16 protein-coding genes are annotated in these 15639 nt (G+C 68.5%); 14 read left to right on the top strand and 2 right to left on the bottom strand.

The annotated features are described in order from the left end of the window. Nucleotides 1-115 precede the first annotated feature (115 nt). A complete protein-coding gene (locus SFB74_RS06285; RefSeq protein WP_432729909.1) occupies nucleotides 116-1246 on the bottom strand; it encodes a hypothetical protein in 1131 nt (376 codons plus the stop codon). Between the two features lie 50 nt (nucleotides 1247-1296). Between SFB74_RS06285 and ilvA the strand changes: the two genes are divergently transcribed. Beyond that, on the top strand, nucleotides 1297-2913 hold the full coding sequence (ilvA, locus tag SFB74_RS06280) for a threonine ammonia-lyase, biosynthetic (RefSeq protein WP_432729908.1): 1617 nt from the start codon (nucleotides 1297-1299) through the stop codon (nucleotides 2911-2913). Nucleotides 2914-2970: 57 nt separating this feature from the next. Here the strand turns inward: ilvA and SFB74_RS06275 are convergent, their stop codons facing one another. Beyond that, on the bottom strand, nucleotides 2971-3618 hold the full coding sequence (locus tag SFB74_RS06275; RefSeq protein ID WP_432729907.1) for a type II secretion system protein N: 648 nt from the start codon (nucleotides 3616-3618) through the stop codon (nucleotides 2971-2973). Nucleotides 3619-3668: 50 nt separating this feature from the next. On the opposite strand from SFB74_RS06275, the gene gspG reads away from it, so the two are divergent. The 13 genes from gspG (at nucleotide 3669) to SFB74_RS06210 (ending at nucleotide 15639) form a co-directional block, all read left to right on the top strand. Beyond that, nucleotides 3669-4109, top strand: coding sequence for a type II secretion system major pseudopilin GspG (gene gspG / locus SFB74_RS06270; RefSeq protein ID WP_184634988.1), 441 nt, complete (start codon nucleotides 3669-3671; stop codon nucleotides 4107-4109). After that, complete coding sequence (locus SFB74_RS06265) at nucleotides 4084-4602, top strand: prepilin-type N-terminal cleavage/methylation domain-containing protein (protein WP_432729906.1); 519 nt, start codon at nucleotides 4084-4086, stop codon at nucleotides 4600-4602. Before gspG ends, SFB74_RS06265 begins: the two co-directional genes overlap by 26 nt. After that, nucleotides 4599-4991: a type II secretion system minor pseudopilin GspI gene (gene gspI, locus SFB74_RS06260; RefSeq protein ID WP_432729905.1), complete on the top strand. Its 393-nt coding sequence runs from the start codon at nucleotides 4599-4601 to the stop codon at nucleotides 4989-4991. The genes SFB74_RS06265 and gspI overlap by 4 nt, the downstream gene beginning before the upstream one ends. Before the next feature lie 3 nt (nucleotides 4992-4994). Then, a complete protein-coding gene (locus SFB74_RS06255) occupies nucleotides 4995-5690 on the top strand; it encodes a PulJ/GspJ family protein (RefSeq protein WP_432729903.1) in 696 nt (231 codons plus the stop codon). Further along, nucleotides 5687-6703, top strand: coding sequence for a type II secretion system minor pseudopilin GspK (gspK, locus tag SFB74_RS06250; protein WP_432729902.1), 1017 nt, complete (start codon nucleotides 5687-5689; stop codon nucleotides 6701-6703). The genes SFB74_RS06255 and gspK overlap by 4 nt, the downstream gene beginning before the upstream one ends. Nucleotides 6704-6829: 126 nt before the next feature. Then, a complete protein-coding gene (gspL, locus tag SFB74_RS06245; protein WP_432729901.1) occupies nucleotides 6830-8041 on the top strand; it encodes a type II secretion system protein GspL in 1212 nt (403 codons plus the stop codon). Then, a complete protein-coding gene (gspM, locus tag SFB74_RS06240; RefSeq protein WP_432729900.1) occupies nucleotides 8038-8586 on the top strand; it encodes a type II secretion system protein GspM in 549 nt (182 codons plus the stop codon). Before gspL ends, gspM begins: the two co-directional genes overlap by 4 nt. Before the next feature lie 16 nt (nucleotides 8587-8602). Further along, complete coding sequence (gspN, locus tag SFB74_RS06235; RefSeq protein WP_432729899.1) at nucleotides 8603-9403, top strand: type II secretion system protein N; 801 nt, start codon at nucleotides 8603-8605, stop codon at nucleotides 9401-9403. A gap of 5 nt (nucleotides 9404-9408) precedes the next feature. Next, on the top strand, nucleotides 9409-11739 hold the full coding sequence (gene gspD / locus SFB74_RS06230; RefSeq protein WP_432729898.1) for a type II secretion system secretin GspD: 2331 nt from the start codon (nucleotides 9409-9411) through the stop codon (nucleotides 11737-11739). An 11-nt stretch (nucleotides 11740-11750) separates the two neighbouring features. Next, a complete protein-coding gene (locus tag SFB74_RS06225; RefSeq protein WP_432729897.1) occupies nucleotides 11751-13148 on the top strand; it encodes a GspE/PulE family protein in 1398 nt (465 codons plus the stop codon). An 18-nt stretch (nucleotides 13149-13166) separates the two neighbouring features. Next, nucleotides 13167-14405, top strand: coding sequence for a type II secretion system inner membrane protein GspF (gene gspF, locus SFB74_RS06220; RefSeq protein ID WP_432729896.1), 1239 nt, complete (start codon nucleotides 13167-13169; stop codon nucleotides 14403-14405). 34 nt (nucleotides 14406-14439) lie between these two features. Continuing rightward, nucleotides 14440-15339 (top strand): 5'-nucleotidase, encoded by a 900-nt coding sequence (locus tag SFB74_RS06215; RefSeq protein WP_093196656.1) that lies wholly within the window; start codon nucleotides 14440-14442, stop codon nucleotides 15337-15339. Nucleotides 15340-15453: 114 nt separating this feature from the next. After that, nucleotides 15454-15639, top strand: a complete 186-nt coding sequence (locus SFB74_RS06210; protein ID WP_432729895.1) for a hypothetical protein — start codon at nucleotides 15454-15456, stop codon at nucleotides 15637-15639.

Raw genomic sequence — 15639 nt, 5'->3', positions numbered from 1 at the left:
CGTTCAACCTTCTTGTTTGACTCCGATGCTGGCTCCCGCCAGTTCGAAGCGGCAACGAAGCCTCAAGTCGCCCGGCTCACGCCGGGCGGCTTTTTGTCGTTTCCCCCTCGCCCCATCAGCTCGCCCGGCTTCGCCGGCTCTGCAGCAAGCCCACATTCATTTCTCCGCTCAACACCGACGCGTAGAAACGCTCGACCATGTTGACGCTCGTGCGCGCGTTGCGCGCCAAGGTCAGCATGTCGATCCCCTGCCCATAAAGAAGCCGCAGCGTGATTGCGGTGTGGCGCAGGCAGTACAGGGTTCTCGACTGACCCAGCGGTCCCTTCTCGAGTCCCGCTTTTTCAAGCACCCAGTGAAAGAAGAAATTGAGCACAGCCAAGGCGTGCTCGCGATTCTTCAGCTGCGGCATGAAGACATAGTCTTCCGCTCCGCCATACCCGCGCTCCCCGCGATAAGCCAGCAGGCACTCATAAACCCGCACAGCAGGGCACAGGCTCACGATCGGCTGGCTATGCCGTTTGGTCTCCGGCAGGTTCATCCGCAGATAGACATGCTTGCCGCGCACGACCTCGATGTGCTTGTGCTTCATGAACTTGATATCGCTGGGACGCACGAAGGTGTTCACCATCCAGCGGACCAGCCATGGCAGTTCGTCCGGCATCGCGAGCAATTCACGCGCGATCCAGAAACGCTCGCCGGCCGCAAGCTGATCCAGCACCGGGTGCGAATGCCCGCGCAGGCTGCGCGCGGTCCTGATGATCGTGCGGTACTCGGCAACGCTGAAGCTACCTCGCGGCTGGCTGCGCACCTTGACCTTCGGAAAAGCAGGCGCGTCCCGAAGCACACCGATGTGCACGCCATGCGTCACCACCTTGCGCAACAACACCAGGTACTGGGCAATGGTCGTGCTTGTGAAGCCCTGCTCTCCGAGGTGATCGATCAAGCGCTGCGCATCCGCGGTTGCAAACGACTGCGCTGGCACATCGCCCAGCAACGGAACGATGTGCGCACGCAATCTGTTGCCCATCACCTGCCACGTGGCACGCCCAATTTCCTTTCGCTGAACGCGCGCGGCTTCCGCTTGCATCAGCCCCTTCGAAAGGTCGCTGACAGAAATTGATAACAGATTTTGCTCATTTGTAATTTGATTGGCGGTCGTATGAATCGCGGGATAGGTGCGTCCAAAAAATCCCGAATCATTTGCAGCTGGAGCCTTGTTGAAGAGGTTTATGACATTTGTGTCCATGCCATAACTCGCATGCAATCCCGATGCCTCTTATCATCGACGGTTAGCAAATGAAAACTCCCATGGAAAAAATCGTGCGCAATGCACCCGCTAATCAGGCGCTGACGCCCGCCGACTATCTCAGAAAAATTCTCAACGCCCGTGTCTACGACGTTGCTGTCGAGTCAGCGCTCGAGAAGGCACGCGCACTCAGCGAGCGGCTCGGCAATACCGTGCTGCTCAAACGCGAAGACCAGCAACCTGTATTCAGCTTCAAGCTGCGCGGCGCCTATAACAAGATGGCGCACTTGAGTGCAGCGCAATTGGCAAGCGGTGTGATTTGCGCATCGGCCGGCAATCACGCGCAAGGTGTCGCATTGGGTGCGCGCAAGCTCGGCACTCGCGCAGTGATCGTGATGCCGGTCACCACGCCCAAACTCAAAATCGATGCGGTGCGTGGTTTCGGCGGAGAAATCGTGCTGCACGGCGACAGCTATTCGGATGCTTATCTGCACGCGCTCGAATTGCAGACAAAGCAAAACCTGACCTTCGTGCATCCCTTCGACGACCCCGACGTCATCGCCGGCCAGGGCACCATCGCCATGGAAATCCTGCGGCAGCATCAGGGCCCGCTCGATGCGGTGTTCGTCGCGATCGGCGGAGGCGGCCTCATCTCCGGCGTGGCCAACTACATCAAGGCCGTGCGCCCCGAGGTCAAGGTGATCGGTGTGCAGATGAACGACTCCGACGCGATGATGCAATCGGTCGCCGCCCACCAGCGCGTCAACCTTCCCGACGTCGGCCTGTTCTCGGACGGCACGGCCGTCAAGCTCGTCGGCGAGGAAACCTTCCGCATCGCCAGCGAGTTGGTCGACGAATACATCGCCGTCGACACAGACGCCGTGTGCGCCGCCATCAAGGACATCTTCGTGGACACGCGCAGCATCGTCGAGCCCGCAGGCGCTCTGGCCGTCGCGGCCATCAAGGAGTACGTCGCGCAGCACGGCCGCCATGGCGAAACCTATGCAGCGATCCTGTGCGGCGCGAACATGAACTTCGACCGGCTGCGCTTCGTTGCCGAACGCGCCGAGGTCGGCGAAGAACGCGAGGCGCTGTTCGCCGTCACCATGCCCGAAGAGCGCGGCAGCTTCCGCCGCTTCTGCGAACTGATCGGCGAGATGCCCGCCAGCGATTCGGAAGCTCCGGGCACCGGCGGCGGCGCACTGCGCAACGTGACCGAGTTCAACTACCGCATAAGCGATGCGGCCAAGGCGCATGTGTTCGTCGGCCTCACGACGTCGGCGCGCGGCGAATCGGCCTTCATCGCGCAAACCTTCGCTGCGCACGGCTTCGACGCTCTAGACCTCACGCACGACGAGCTCGCCAAGGAGCATCTGCGGCACCTGGTGGGCGGACGCACCGGCCTCGCGCACGACGAGCGCCTGCTGCGCTTCGTGTTCCCCGAGCGCCCTGGCGCGCTGCTCAAGTTCCTGAGCCTGATGCAGCCGAGCTGGAACATCAGCCTCTTCCACTACCGCAACCAGGGCGCGGACTACGGCCGCATCCTCGTCGGACTGCAGGTGCCGGCCGGCGAATCCGCTGAGTTCGACGCCTTCCTCAAGACGCTGGGCTATCCCTACGTAGAGGAAACGGCCAACCCGGCCTACCGGCTCTTCCTGCAGGCCTGAAAAAGCAGAAGCCGGCGCAAGGCCGGCTTCGCTTCATCGATCCGAAATTCTGAGGGGCTACTGCGCGGCCGCCTGTTGCTGCTGCGGCGGCGCAGCCATCGCGGCCGGCTGCTGCAGCAACGAACCGCCGGGCTGGGGCGGAGGGGGCTGCATCTGCTGCTGGGGCATTTGCGGCGGAGCCGCCACTGCCGGCATCGTCGCAGGCGGCACAGCCACGACCGGCGCCGCAGCCAGCGCGGGGCTGGAAACGCTGATCGGCGCACGCACCGGCAGTTGCAGCGTGAACGCCGCCGGCCCGTCGGCGTGCATGCCGATCGTCGCCGAGCGCAGTCCCACCGCCTGCAGCACATAGCTCTCGCCGACCGTCGAACCGACTCGGAACGGCCGCGGCGGCTTTCCATCAATGGAAATCAGCGCGGCCCCCTGCTTGGAAGGATCGGCCACCACGCCCGAAAGCGCAAAGCGGCTGGCCGCCTCCGGAGCCACGGGCGCCGTGCGGGACTCGGGCAACACGCCCAGCAGGCGCGCCACCGAATCCGAATCCGCCGCCACCGAAGGCCGCGGCATGCTCGCGGCGGCCGCGACGGCATCGGTCGGCGACGCCAGCCGGAGCGCCCAGAACGCCGCGGCGCCGGCCGCCAGCGCCCAAAGCCCCGTCGTTGCAAGTGGGGCATGCCAGCGGGCAGCGGAGTAAGGACTTGTCATGGCCGCGGATTATCATGCAGCGCGCCTTCCGAATCATGTCTGCCCAAGCTATGAACAAATTCCTCCGTGCCGCTACCCGTACCGCCCAACGCGGCTTCACGCTGATCGAACTGATGGTCGTGCTGGTCATCATCGGCGTGCTGGCGGCACTCATCGTCCCGAACGTGATCGAGCGCGCCGACGACGCCCGCGTGACGGCCGCCCGGACCGACATCAACAACCTGATGCAGGCGCTCAAGCTCTACCGCCTGGACAACCAGCGCTACCCGACCGCCGAGCAGGGCCTGCAGGCGTTGCTCACGCGACCGACCACCGGCCCGGCCGCTCCCAACTGGAAGCCCTACGTCGAGAAGCTGCCCAACGATCCCTGGGGCCATCCGTACCAGTACCTGAACCCGGGCATCAAGGGCGAGATCGACGTGCTCTCGTTCGGCGCCGACGGCCAGAGCGGCGGCGAGGGCAAGAATGCCGACATCGGCAGTTGGCAGTAGCAGCGGCGGCAAGGGCGCCCCGCCCAGCAACCCGCATCCACGCCCCCACTTCAACCGATCCGGCGGCTTCACGCTGCTCGAGCTGATCGTGGTGATCGCCATCATCGCGATCGCCACCGCCGCCGTGAGCTTCGCCATCCGCGACACCAACGCCGCCAACCTCGACCGCGAAGCTGACCGCCTCGCGGCCCTGCTCGAATCGGCCCGCGCCCAGTCGCGCGCCAGCGGCATCGTGGTGCGCTGGCGGCCGGTGGAGGGCAGCTTCAGGTTCGACGGTCTCCTGCCCGGCTCGCTGCCCGACGGCTGGGCCGCCCAAGGCATCACCGCCCAGGTCTCGCTCGCCAACGGCACGCTGATTCCCGCGCTGCAGCTCGGGCCCGACCCGATCATCGCGGCGCAGCAGGTCATGCTCTATTCCGCCGGCCCGCCCGCGCGCGCCTTGCGCATCGCGACCGACGGAGTGCGCCCCTTCACCGTCTCGGCGGTTCAATGAAGGCGCGACGCCCTCCCGCCTCGCGTTCGCCTTCGCGCATCGGCGGCTTCACGCTGATCGAGGTGCTGATCGCGCTCGGCATCGTCGCGCTGGCGCTGGCGGCGGGCTCGCAGGCCACCATGTCGCTCACGCGCAATGCGCAGCGCCAGTCCGACCTGGTGCTGGCCGACCTGTGCGCCGAGAACGAACTCGCCAAGGCGCGCCTCTCGAGGCAGATGCCGGCGGTGGGCGACTCGGGCTCGATCTGCCTGCAGGCCGGCGTCTCGTTCAACGTGACCACCTCGACCATCCCGACGCTGAACCCGAACTTCCGACGCGTCGACGTGCAGGTGCGCGACGAGGCCGACGCGCCCATCCTGCGCATCTCCACCGTGGTGGGGAGGTACTGAGCGATGCGGCAACACGCTGGCGTCCGCACCGCGCGCGGCTTCACGCTGATCGAGCTGCTCGTCGCCATCGCGGTGATGGCGCTTCTCTCGCTCGTGAGCTGGCGCGGGCTCGACAGCATGTCGCGCGCCACCACGCAGAACCAGCAGCGCGCCGACGCCGTGCTCACGCTGCAGGCCACGCTGGCGCAATGGGGCGCCGACCTCGACGCCGTGACCACGCTCGCGCAGACGCGCCCCATCGACTGGGACGGCCGCGTGCTGCGGCTCACGCGCCGCGGCAGCGACAACACCGCGCCATCGGTGCAGGTAGTGGCCTGGACGCTGAAATCCGGCCCCGACGGCGTGCGCTGGCGGCGCTGGCAGTCGCTGCCCTTCACCACGCGCGGCGAATGGCAGCAGGCCTGGAACCTCGCGTCCGCCTGGGCGCAGGATGGCGGCGCCGGCTCGAACGGCGGCTACAGCGACGTTCCGCTGGTGCCGGCCAACAGCTGGCAGATCTTCTTCTTCCGCGACAACAGCTGGGTACCGGCCAGCCAGCTGCCCGTCACCCAGCCCAACCCCAACAACCCCTCGGGCCCGATCGTCGCCATGCCGGACGGCGTGCGCCTCGTCATCACGCTGCCGCCGGGTGAAGGCCTCTCGGGCACGCTGACGCGCGACTGGGTCAAGCCGACCGTCGGAGCGCCGAAATCGTCATGACGTCGCTGCACGGAAAGAAAAAAACCGGCGCAAGGCCGCGCCAGCGCGGCGCTGCCCTGCTCGCCGCGATGCTGACCGTGATGCTCGTCGCCACCTTCGCTGCCGCGGCACTGTGGCAGCAATGGCGCTCGGCCGAAGTCGAAGGCGCCGAGCGCGCGCGCGTGCAGGCGGCCTGGGTGCTGATCGGCGCGCTCGACTGGTCGCGCCTCATCCTTGGAGAAGACGGCCGCGCCGGCGGCCCCGACCACCTGGGCGAGCCATGGGCGGTGCCCCTGGAGGAAGCGCGGCTCACGAGCTTCCTCTCGGCCGAGAAGAACGTGGCGAGCGACAACCTCGAAGGACTGCCCGACGCATTTCTCTCGGGCCGCATCGTCGATGCGCAGTCCAAGCTCAACGTGCTCTCGCTGGTCGACAACGGCAAGCCGGTGCCCGCGGCCGTCGCCACCTTCACCCGGCTGTTCAACCTGCTGGGCCTGCCCGTATCGGAACTCAGCCTGATGACCACGGGCCTCGCGGCCGCGCTGGCCACGGGCACTTCGACCGACGGCAGTGGCAGCGGCGGCGGCGATTCCGGCGCCGCGCCGCTGATGCCGCAGCAGGTCTCGCAGCTCGTATGGCTGGGCCTGTCGGCCTCGACGGCCGCGGCGCTCGAGCCGTACGTGACGATCCTGCCGGTGAAGACCACGCTCAACCTCAACACCGCCAGCGCCGAGGCCATCAGCGCCAGCATGGAGTCGCTCAACATCGCCAGCGCGCGCCAACTGGTGGATCGCCGCTCGCGCGCCTTCTTCAAGGACATTGCCGCCGCCAACGCCGCCCTTCCCAGCGGCACCGCTCCCTTCAATGCGGCGCAGCACGGCGTGGGCACCCAGTTCTTCGAGGTCTACGGCAAGCTGCGGCTCGATCGCACCTACGTGGAGGAACGCTCGTTGCTACAGCGAAGCGGTGTCACGGTGACGACGATCTGGCGCACGCGCGGCGCCGGCGCAACGATCACTCCGGTCAAACCCTGATTTCGATGCATTATTTGTAGCCAAAAAGCCTTCCAGAGCGCGTCACATCAGCGTGATACGCTATGAAAAACAGAGCGCCATCGTGTCAGACGCGCACCTACAATCACCGGCTTTTCCAAGATCCACATGACTCCCCTGCTGCTCATTGCCCCCCTCCCTCCGGCCGATGCCGCGGGCGAGTACGACTGGGCCCAGGCAGGCGACGACGGCATTGCATTGCGCAACCAGGGCCGGGCGTTGCTGGCGCTGCTGCCCTCGAGCGCGGAGGTCATGCTCGGCATTCCTTCCGCCGCGCTCTCCTGGCACCGTGTCACGCTGCCCAAGGGCAGCATGGGCAGCGCCTCGAAGCTGCGCGCCGTGCTCGACGGCCTGCTCGAAGAACACCTGCTCGACGAGCCCGAGGCCCTGCACTTCGCGCTCGAGCCCGATGCCAAGGCCGGCGCGCCCGTGTGGGTCGCGGCCTGCAACCGCATCTGGCTGCGCAGCGTCGTGCACGGGCTCGAAGCGGCCGGCAGGCGCGTGGTGCGCATCGTTCCCGAATTCACGCCGCAGCCCGCCGACGGCCCGCCGCTGCTGTTGGTCACCGGCGAACCCGAAACGTCGCGGCTCACGGTGTGCGACGCCGACGGCGTGGTCTCGCTGCCGCTGGCCGGCGCGGGGCAGGCTCTGTCGGACGGCCTGCCGCTGGACACCGCCGTCATCTCCACCGAACCCGCCGTGGCCGAGGCGGCCGAGTACCTGCTGCAGCGCCGCGTGCCCATCGTGCAATCGCCGCAGCGCTGGCTGCAGGCCGCGCGCACGCCCTGGGAGCTCGCGCAGTTCGACCTCGCGGTCACCGGCCGCGCGCGCGCCGGCAAGAAGTTCGCCTCGGTGGTTCAGACGCTGCGCTATGCGCCCGAGTGGCGCGCCGCGCGCTGGGGCGTGGTCGCATTGCTGCTGACCCAGCTCATCGGCCTCAACGCCTGGGCCTGGAAGGAACGCAGCGCGCTCGAATCGAAACGCCAGGCCGCCAAGGCGATGCTGACCGAGACCTTCCCCTCGGTGAAGATCGTGGTCGACGCGCCGGTGCAGATGCAACGCGAGGTCGCCTCGCTGCAGCAGGCCGTGGGCGACGTGGCGAACAGCGACTTCGAACCCATGGTCGGCGCGCTTGCCGCCGTCCTCCCGCCCGGCAAGGTGCCGAGCGCCGTCGACTACAGCGCCGGCCAGCTGCGCCTGCGCGGCCTGGGCCTGCAGCCCTCCGAGGTCTCCCAGATCACCGGCGCGATGGCGCCGCGTGGCTACAACGTGCGCACCGAGGGCGACCTCCTGCTGGTACAGGCCGAGGCCAACCGATGAATTTCAGCGAACAGCTCAAGGCCCGCTGGGCCACCCTGGAAGCGCGCGAGCGCCGCATGGTCTACGCCGCAGCGGCCCTCGTGGCGCTGGCGCTGCTCTGGTGGATCGCGCTCGCCCCCGCGCTGCGCACCCTGTCGGCGGCGCCTGCCGAACACGCGCAGCTCGATGCGCAACTGCAGCAGATGGCCACGCTGCAGGCCCGCGCCAAGGCGCTGCAGTCGCAGCCCCGGCTGAACCGCGACGACGCGCTGCGCGCGCTCGAGACCTCCGTGCGCGAAGGCCTGGGCGCCAGCAACGCGCAGCTCATGGCATCCGGCGGCGACGGCGCGGCCACCGTCTCGCTGCGCGCAGCTCCCGCCTCCACCGTCGCCCAATGGCTCGGCCAGGCGCGCGGCAATGCGCACGCGGTGCCGCGCGAAGTCCACCTGACCCGCGCGCCGACCTCGACGCCGCAGCCATCGTCGCCCGCAGCCAAGGACGCGCCGAAGACGCCGCAGGTCCGCTGGGACGGCACCGTCGTCATGGCGCTGCCCGCCGCGCGATGAGGAACAGCAGACCCGCATGCTGAGCCGCCCTCCCATCCCCGAACCCCGACCGCGCCGCGGCTGGCGCTGGGCCCTGCTCGGCGCCGCCACCGGCGTGCTGCTGGCGGTGGTGCTGTTCGCGCCGGCGCGCTGGCTGTCGGCGGCGCTGTCGAGCTGGAGCCAGGGCCGCCTCGTGCTGACCAATCCGCGAGGCACCATCTGGAACGGCACGGCCGCCGTGGTTCTGGCCAGCGGCGCGGGCGGCATGCAGGCGGTGTCGCTGCCCGGCCTGCTGCACTGGCGCATGCGCCCGAGCTGGAACGGCATCGCCGCCAGCCTCGACCTGCCCTGCTGCGCCGCGCAGCCGCTCGAACTCAAGGCCAGCCCGCGCGCCGGCGGCATGCAGCTGGCCTGGCAGGACAGCCGCTCGCGCTGGCCCGCAACCCTGCTCATGGGGCTGGGCGCGCCGTGGAACACGCTCAAGCTCGAAGGCGCGCTCGACCTGAACACCAAGGCCTTCTCGATGCAATGGGACGGCCCCGCCCTGCGCATCGCCGGCCAGGCGACGCTGGACGCCACCGATGTTTCCTCCAGCCTGTCGACCCTTCGGCCGATGGGCAGCTACCGGCTCACGCTCGAAGGCGGCAGCCGCCCCACGCTGCTGCTGAGCACGCGCGAGGGCAGCCTCGAGCTGAACGGCAGCGGCAGCTGGACCGGCACTTCCTTCCGCTTCAACGGCGAAGCCAGTGCCGCGCCCGGCCGCGAAGACGCACTTTCCAATTTGTTGAACATCATCGGACGACGCGACAACGCGCGTTCGATCATCACCCTGGGTTGATCCTCATGATGAAGCCACTGTTTTCGACCGGCACCGTCGCACTCGCCGTGCGCGTGCTGATCGCCGCCACGTTCCTGCAGGCCGCGCCCGCCGCGTTCGCGCAGACCGGCGACGCGCCGCGCCGCGGCGAGCCGATCACGCTGAACTTCTCCAACGCCGACATCGAGGCCGTGGCCCGCACCATGGCGGTGGTCACGGGCCGCGACGTGGTGGTCGACCCGCGCGTGAAGGGCACGATGAACCTCGTCACCGACCGCGCGATCCAGCCGGCGGCGGCCTTCAACCAGTTCGCCTCGGCGCTGCGCCTGCAGGGCTTCGCGGTGGTGGAAGCCGACGGGCTCTACAAGGTGGTGCCCGAGGCCGACGCCAAGCTGCAGAGCAGCACCGTCAACACCTCCATCAGCGCCACGGCGTCGAACGGCAGCAACCAGATCGTCACGCAGATCTTCAGGCTCAACTACGAGTCGCCGAACAACCTGCTGCCGGTGCTGCGCCCGCTGATCCCGCCGAACAACACCATCAACGTGAACCCGGGCAACAACTCGCTCGTGATCACCGACTACGCCGACAACATGCGCCGGCTGGCGCGCATCATCGCGTCGCTCGACGTGCCGAACGCCTCCGACATCGAGATCATCCAGCTCAAGCACTCGGTCGCCACCGACATGGTGCCGCTGGTGCAGCGGCTGGTGGACGGCGGCGGCTCGGGCGCGCCCGGCGCTGCTGCCGCCCCTGGCGCGGCCGATGCGTCGTTTCGCACCACCCTCATGGCCGATCCGCGCAGCAACTCGCTGATCATCCGCGCGGCCAACCCGGCGCGCGTGGCGCTCATCCGCACGCTGGTCGACAAGCTCGACCGCCCCGCCGCCGAGAGCAGCAACGGCGCGGCCGGCAACATCTACGTTGTCTACCTGAAGAACGCCGACGCGGTGCGCCTCGCGGCCACGCTGCGCGCCGCGATGGCCGCCAACCAGCTGAACGCCACGCCGGGCACGCCTGGCGCCACGGCCGGCGCCGCGCCCCAGCAGAGCGCGCCGCAGGCCATGCAGGTGAACCTGAACAACAGCAGCCAGAACGGCACCTCGGCCGCCGCCAGCGCGCCGCTCAACAACGCCAACCAGCCTTCCACCGGTGGCCAGATCCAGGCCGACCCGTCGACCAACTCGCTGATCATCACGGCGCCCGAGCCGCAATACCGCCAGATGCGCGCGGTGATCGACAAGCTCGACGGCCGCCGCGCGCAGGTCATGATCGAGGCGCTGATCGTCGAGGTGAGCGACACGGCCGCCGCGAAGTTCGGCGTGCAATGGCAGAGCGCGCTGGGCGGCAACGCTGTGATCGGCACCAACTCCTCGGTGGCCGGCGCGAACCTGCTGACGCTCACCCAGGCGCTGGCCACGCGCAACGCCGCCGGCCTGGCTGGCGCGATCACGCCCGGCATGAACCTCGGCATCGCCGGCAAGGTGGGCGGCCAGTACATCCTGGGCGCGATCGCCAGCTTCTTCGACAGCGACAAGGACGCCAACGTGCTGTCCAAGCCCAACCTGCTGACGCTGGACAATGAAGAGGCCAAGATCGTGATCGGCCAGAACGTGCCCTTCGTGACCGGCCAGTACGCCAGCACCTCGGGCTCGGTCGGCGTCAACCCGTTCACCACCGTCGAGCGCAAGGACGTCGGCCTCACGCTGCGCGTGCGCCCGACCATCAACGAGAACGGCACGGTGAAGCTGACGATCTTCCAGGAGACCTCCACGGTCGACGCGAACACGGTCAACAACCAGAACGGCCCCACCACCAACAAGCGCTCGATCGAATCGAGCGTGCTGGTGGAAGACGGCGGCCTCGTCATGCTCGGCGGCCTGCTGTCCGACACCTACAACAACACGGTCGAGAAGGTGCCGCTCGCAGGCGACATTCCGGTGCTCGGCAACCTCTTCAAGAGCCAGGCCCGCTCGCGCGAAAAGATCAATCTCATGATGTTCCTGCGCCCGGCGGTGATGCGCGACGCGACTGCCACCGAGGCCTTCTCGTACGACCGCTACGACGAGATCCGCGGCATGCAGCAGCGCACGCAGCCCGACACCTCCAACGTGATGCTGCGCGGCGTGGACGGCTCGAACATCCTGCCCGAGCTGGTGCCTCCGTCGCGCAATGCGGCACCGACGTCGTCGGCCCCGTCGCCGTCGACCTCCGCGCGCGGCGGCTCGCGCCTCGAAGGCACCCAGCTGATTCCCCCGCCGCAACCCGCCGCGGACAGCCGCAAGCTGGCGCCCAGCCCACTGCGCGGCGCCCTGCCCCCCACCGCCGACCCGGTGAGCGCGCGGGAACTGCCCTGATACTGCCCCCGATGTCCAATCGCTATCCCCTGCCCTACGCCTTCGCACGCAGCCAGCAGTTGCTGCTGGAGGAGACCGACGACGGCCGCTACACGCTGTGGATGTCGAACCACCCGGCGCGCAGCGCGGTCGGCGAGGTCTCGCGCAAATACGGCGTGCAGGCCTTCGAGGTGCTGGCCGACGGCCCGCTGGCGCAGCGCATCAGCGCGGCCTACGCGCAGGGCGAGTCGAGTGCCGCCGCGGTGGTGAGCGAGGTCCAGAGCGACGCCGACCTCTCGCGCATGATGCAGGAGCTGCCGGCGGTCGAGGACCTGCTGGAAAGCGCGGGCGACGCGCCCATCATCCGCATGCTGAACGCGCTGCTCACGCAGGCCGCGCGCGACGGCGCCAGCGACATCCACATCGAGCCCTACGAGCGCACCTCGTCCGTGCGCTTTCGCATCGACGGCACGCTGCGCGAAGTGGTGCAGCCCAACCGCGCGCTGCACGCGGCGCTGATCTCGCGCCTGAAGATCATGGCCGACCTCGACATCTCCGAGAAGCGGCTGCCGCAGGACGGGCGCATCTCGCTGCGCATCGGCACGCGCGCGGTCGACGTGCGGGTGTCGACGCTGCCGAGCGCGCACGGCGAGCGCGCGGTGCTCCGCCTGCTGGACAAGAGCGAATCGAAGCTCACGCTCGAATCGGTGGGCATGCAGGGCGACACGCTGGAGCGCTTCGAGAAGCTCATCGCGCAGCCGCACGGCATCATCCTCGTGACCGGCCCGACCGGCTCGGGCAAGACCACCACGCTGTACGCCGCGCTGGCCCGGCTCGACGCCACCCGCAGCAACATCATGACGGTGGAAGACCCCATCGAATACGAGCTGCCGGGCGTGGGCCAGACGCAGATCAACGCCAAGATCGAGCTCACCTTCGCCAAGGCCCTGCGCGCCATCCTGCGGCAGGACCCGGACGTGATCATGATCGGCGAAATCCGCGACTTCGAGACCGCGCAGATCGCCATCCAGGCCTCGCTGACCGGTCACCTCGTGCTGGCCACGCTGCACACGAACGACTCCGTCAGCGCCGTCACGCGCCTGACCGACATGGGCGTGGAGCCCTTCCTGCTGAGCTCGTCGCTGTTGGGCGTGCTCGCGCAGCGCCTGGTGCGCAAGGTCTGCACGGTGTGCGCTGGCGCGGGCTGCGACGTGTGTGGCCAGACCGGCTACCAGGGCCGCACCGGCATCTTCGAACTGCTGGTGGCGGACGACGAAGTGCAGGCGCTCATCCACAGCAAGGCGGCCGAGAGCCAGCTCTTCGAAGCCGGCGAACGCGGCGGCCTGCGCTCGATGCGCGAGGACGGTGAGCGGCTGGTGCAAGCCGGTATCACCTCGCGCGCCGAACTGCTGCGCGTCACCCGCGAGTAGCGAGCAAGAAAAAAAGAGATGCCCGCCTACGCATTCGAAGCCATCGACGCCAGCGGCCAGTCGCGCGAAGGCGTGCTGGAGGCCGACACCGCCCGCAGCGCGCGCAGCCTGCTGCGGGCGCAGGCGCTCATTCCGCTGTCGGTCAAGCCGGTGGGCAGCGAACATGCCGGAAGCTCCGGCCAGCGCAGCGGCCTCGGGCGATGGCTCGGCGGCGGCAAGCGCGTTTTCAATTCGACCGGGCTCGCCGTGTGGACGCGGCAGCTCGCGGGCCTCGTCTCTTCGGGGCTGCCGCTGGAGCGCGCGCTCACGGCGCTGACCGACGAGGCCGAGTCCGACCAGCAGCGCAACCTCGTCGCGTCGCTGCGCGCCGAAGTCAATGCGGGCTCGCCGTTCGCGCGCGCGCTGTCGGCGCATCCGCGCGAGTTCTCGCCCATCTACACGGCCGTGATCGGCGCTGGCGAGCAGAGCGGCAACCTGGGCCTCGTGCTCGACCGCCTCGCCGACGACCTGGAAGAACGCCAGGCGCTGCAGCAGAAGCTGATCGGTGCGGCGCTCTACCCGGCCATCGTCACGCTGGTGGCGATCGTGATCGTGATCTTCCTCGTGAGCTACGTGGTGCCGCAGGTGGCGCAGGTGTTCGCGGGCACCAAGCGCTCGCTGCCCTTCCTCACCACGGTGATGCTCTCGCTGAGCGCCGGCGTGCGCAACTACGGCTGGTGGATGCTGGCCGCCGTGGTCCTCGCCGCCATCGGCACGAAGCTCGCACTCGCGCAGGAAGCGCTGCGTCTGAAGTTCGACGCGGCCTGGCTCAAGCTGCCTTTGGTGGGCAAGCTCGCGCGCGGCTACAACGCGGCGCGCTTCGCGAGCACGCTCGCCATGCTGGCCACGGCCGGCGTTCCGATCCTGCGCGCGCTGCAGGCTGCTTCCGAGACGCTGGGCAACCGCGCGATGCGTGCCGATGCGCTCGACGCGCTGGTGCTGGTGCGCGAAGGCGCGCCGCTGGCCTCGGCGCTGGCGCAGAAGAAACGCTTTCCGGGCCTTGTGTCGATGTTCGCGCGCCTGGGCGAGCAGACCGGCACGCTGCCGCTGATGCTGCAGCGCGCCGCCAACCAGCTCGGCGCCGAAGTGCAGCGCCGCGCGATGCACCTCGCCACCATCCTCGAGCCGCTGCTGATCGTGGCGATGGGCGGGGTGGTGATGCTGATCGTGCTGGCGGTGATGCTGCCTATCATCCAGCTGAATCAATTCGTCAAGTGACGACGGCCGGCCCGCAGCGCAGGACGCACGCAACATGCCCGTAACCCTCGAAGACAAGCTCGTGGTCGCGATCTCCTCGCGCGCCCTGTTCAACCTCGAAGAAGAAAACAAGGTCTTCGAGGCCGGCGACAACGAGGGCTACATGAAGCTGCAGCTCGACCGCATCGACGTGCCGGCCGCTCCAGGCATCGCCTATTCGCTGATCCGCAAGCTGCTGCGCTTCAACGACGATGGCGTGCAGCGCGTGGAGGTGGTGATCCTTTCGCGCAACGACCCGGTCTCGGGCATGCGCATCTTCAAGTCGAGCGCGGCGGCCGACATCCGGCTGCAGCGCGGCGTGTTCACCCAGGGCCGCCCGCCCTTCGGCTACCTGCGCCCGCTGCGCGCGCACCTGTTCCTCTCGGTCAACGCACAGGACGTGCGCGAGGCGCTCAACGCCGGCTTTCCGGCGGCGCGCGTGCTGGTCGAATCGGTGAAGGCCAGCGACGCATGGCCGAACGAAGTGCGCATCGCCTTCGACGGCGACGCGGTGCTGTTCTCCGACGAGGCCGAGCGCGTGTACCAGAAAGATGGCCTCGATGCCTTCCAGGCGCACGAACTCAGCAAGGCCGACCTGCCCCTGCCCGAAGGCCCGTTCAAGCCGCTGCTGATGGCGCTGCACCGCCTGCAGATGGCCGGCAACGCGCAGATGCGCATCCGCACCGCGCTGGTGACCGCACGCAGCGCGCCGGCGCACGAGCGCGCCATCCGCACCCTCATGAAGTGGAACATCCGCGTCGACGAGGCCATGTTCCTCGGCGGCCTGCCCAAGGGCGAGTTCCTGCGCGAGTTCGAGCCCGACTTCTTCTTCGACGACCAGACGGGGCATGTGGATGCGGCCTCGCGGCATGTGCCTGCGGGGCATGTGTCCAGCGGGATCAGCAACGAGTCCTGAGCCGGTGCACGAGCGCGTGCAACGCGCGCTTACATCCCTGACATCGCGGAATTCATCCCGACGTCATTGAGCCTTTCTAGCCTCTGCGGCACAACACCGAGAGAGGATCTCCCCATGCGACTCGTCACCTCGCGCACGCGTCACGCCTGCGCGCTGTTCTTCGTTGCCTGCGTACTTTCCGCCTGCGGCGGAAGCGGTGGTGGCGGCGGTTTCGCCGGCCTGCCCGGCACGGTCACCCCGCCCACCACGACGCCCCCGCCGGACACCGGCGTCAAGCCCGAGAAACGCTGCGCACCCTGA

Origin of the sequence: Variovorax xiamenensis, assembly GCF_050916385.1 — a bacterium.
GTDB lineage: Bacteria > Pseudomonadota > Gammaproteobacteria > Burkholderiales > Burkholderiaceae_C > Variovorax.
The sequence above is the reverse complement of the archived record's forward strand: the minus strand, read 5'-3'. Positions and strand labels throughout refer to the sequence as shown.

Excerpts from the sequence above, each read along its gene's own strand:
- SFB74_RS06285 (WP_432729909.1), bottom strand. The coding sequence starts at position 1,246 with ATGGACACAAATGTCATAAACCTCTTCAACAAGGCTCCAGCTGCAAAT.
- ilvA (WP_432729908.1), top strand. The coding sequence starts at position 1,297 with ATGAAAACTCCCATGGAAAAAATCGTGCGCAATGCACCCGCTAATCAG.
- SFB74_RS06275 (WP_432729907.1), bottom strand. The coding sequence starts at position 3,618 with ATGACAAGTCCTTACTCCGCTGCCCGCTGGCATGCCCCACTTGCAACG.
- gspG (WP_184634988.1), top strand. The coding sequence starts at position 3,669 with ATGAACAAATTCCTCCGTGCCGCTACCCGTACCGCCCAACGCGGCTTC.
- SFB74_RS06265 (WP_432729906.1), top strand. The coding sequence starts at position 4,084 with ATGCCGACATCGGCAGTTGGCAGTAGCAGCGGCGGCAAGGGCGCCCCG.
- gspI (WP_432729905.1), top strand. The coding sequence starts at position 4,599 with ATGAAGGCGCGACGCCCTCCCGCCTCGCGTTCGCCTTCGCGCATCGGC.
- SFB74_RS06255 (WP_432729903.1), top strand. The coding sequence starts at position 4,995 with ATGCGGCAACACGCTGGCGTCCGCACCGCGCGCGGCTTCACGCTGATC.
- gspK (WP_432729902.1), top strand. The coding sequence starts at position 5,687 with ATGACGTCGCTGCACGGAAAGAAAAAAACCGGCGCAAGGCCGCGCCAG.
- gspL (WP_432729901.1), top strand. The coding sequence starts at position 6,830 with ATGACTCCCCTGCTGCTCATTGCCCCCCTCCCTCCGGCCGATGCCGCG.
- gspM (WP_432729900.1), top strand. The coding sequence starts at position 8,038 with ATGAATTTCAGCGAACAGCTCAAGGCCCGCTGGGCCACCCTGGAAGCG.
- gspN (WP_432729899.1), top strand. The coding sequence starts at position 8,603 with ATGCTGAGCCGCCCTCCCATCCCCGAACCCCGACCGCGCCGCGGCTGG.
- gspD (WP_432729898.1), top strand. The coding sequence starts at position 9,409 with ATGATGAAGCCACTGTTTTCGACCGGCACCGTCGCACTCGCCGTGCGC.
- SFB74_RS06225 (WP_432729897.1), top strand. The coding sequence starts at position 11,751 with ATGTCCAATCGCTATCCCCTGCCCTACGCCTTCGCACGCAGCCAGCAG.
- gspF (WP_432729896.1), top strand. The coding sequence starts at position 13,167 with ATGCCCGCCTACGCATTCGAAGCCATCGACGCCAGCGGCCAGTCGCGC.
- SFB74_RS06215 (WP_093196656.1), top strand. The coding sequence starts at position 14,440 with ATGCCCGTAACCCTCGAAGACAAGCTCGTGGTCGCGATCTCCTCGCGC.
- SFB74_RS06210 (WP_432729895.1), top strand. The coding sequence starts at position 15,454 with ATGCGACTCGTCACCTCGCGCACGCGTCACGCCTGCGCGCTGTTCTTC.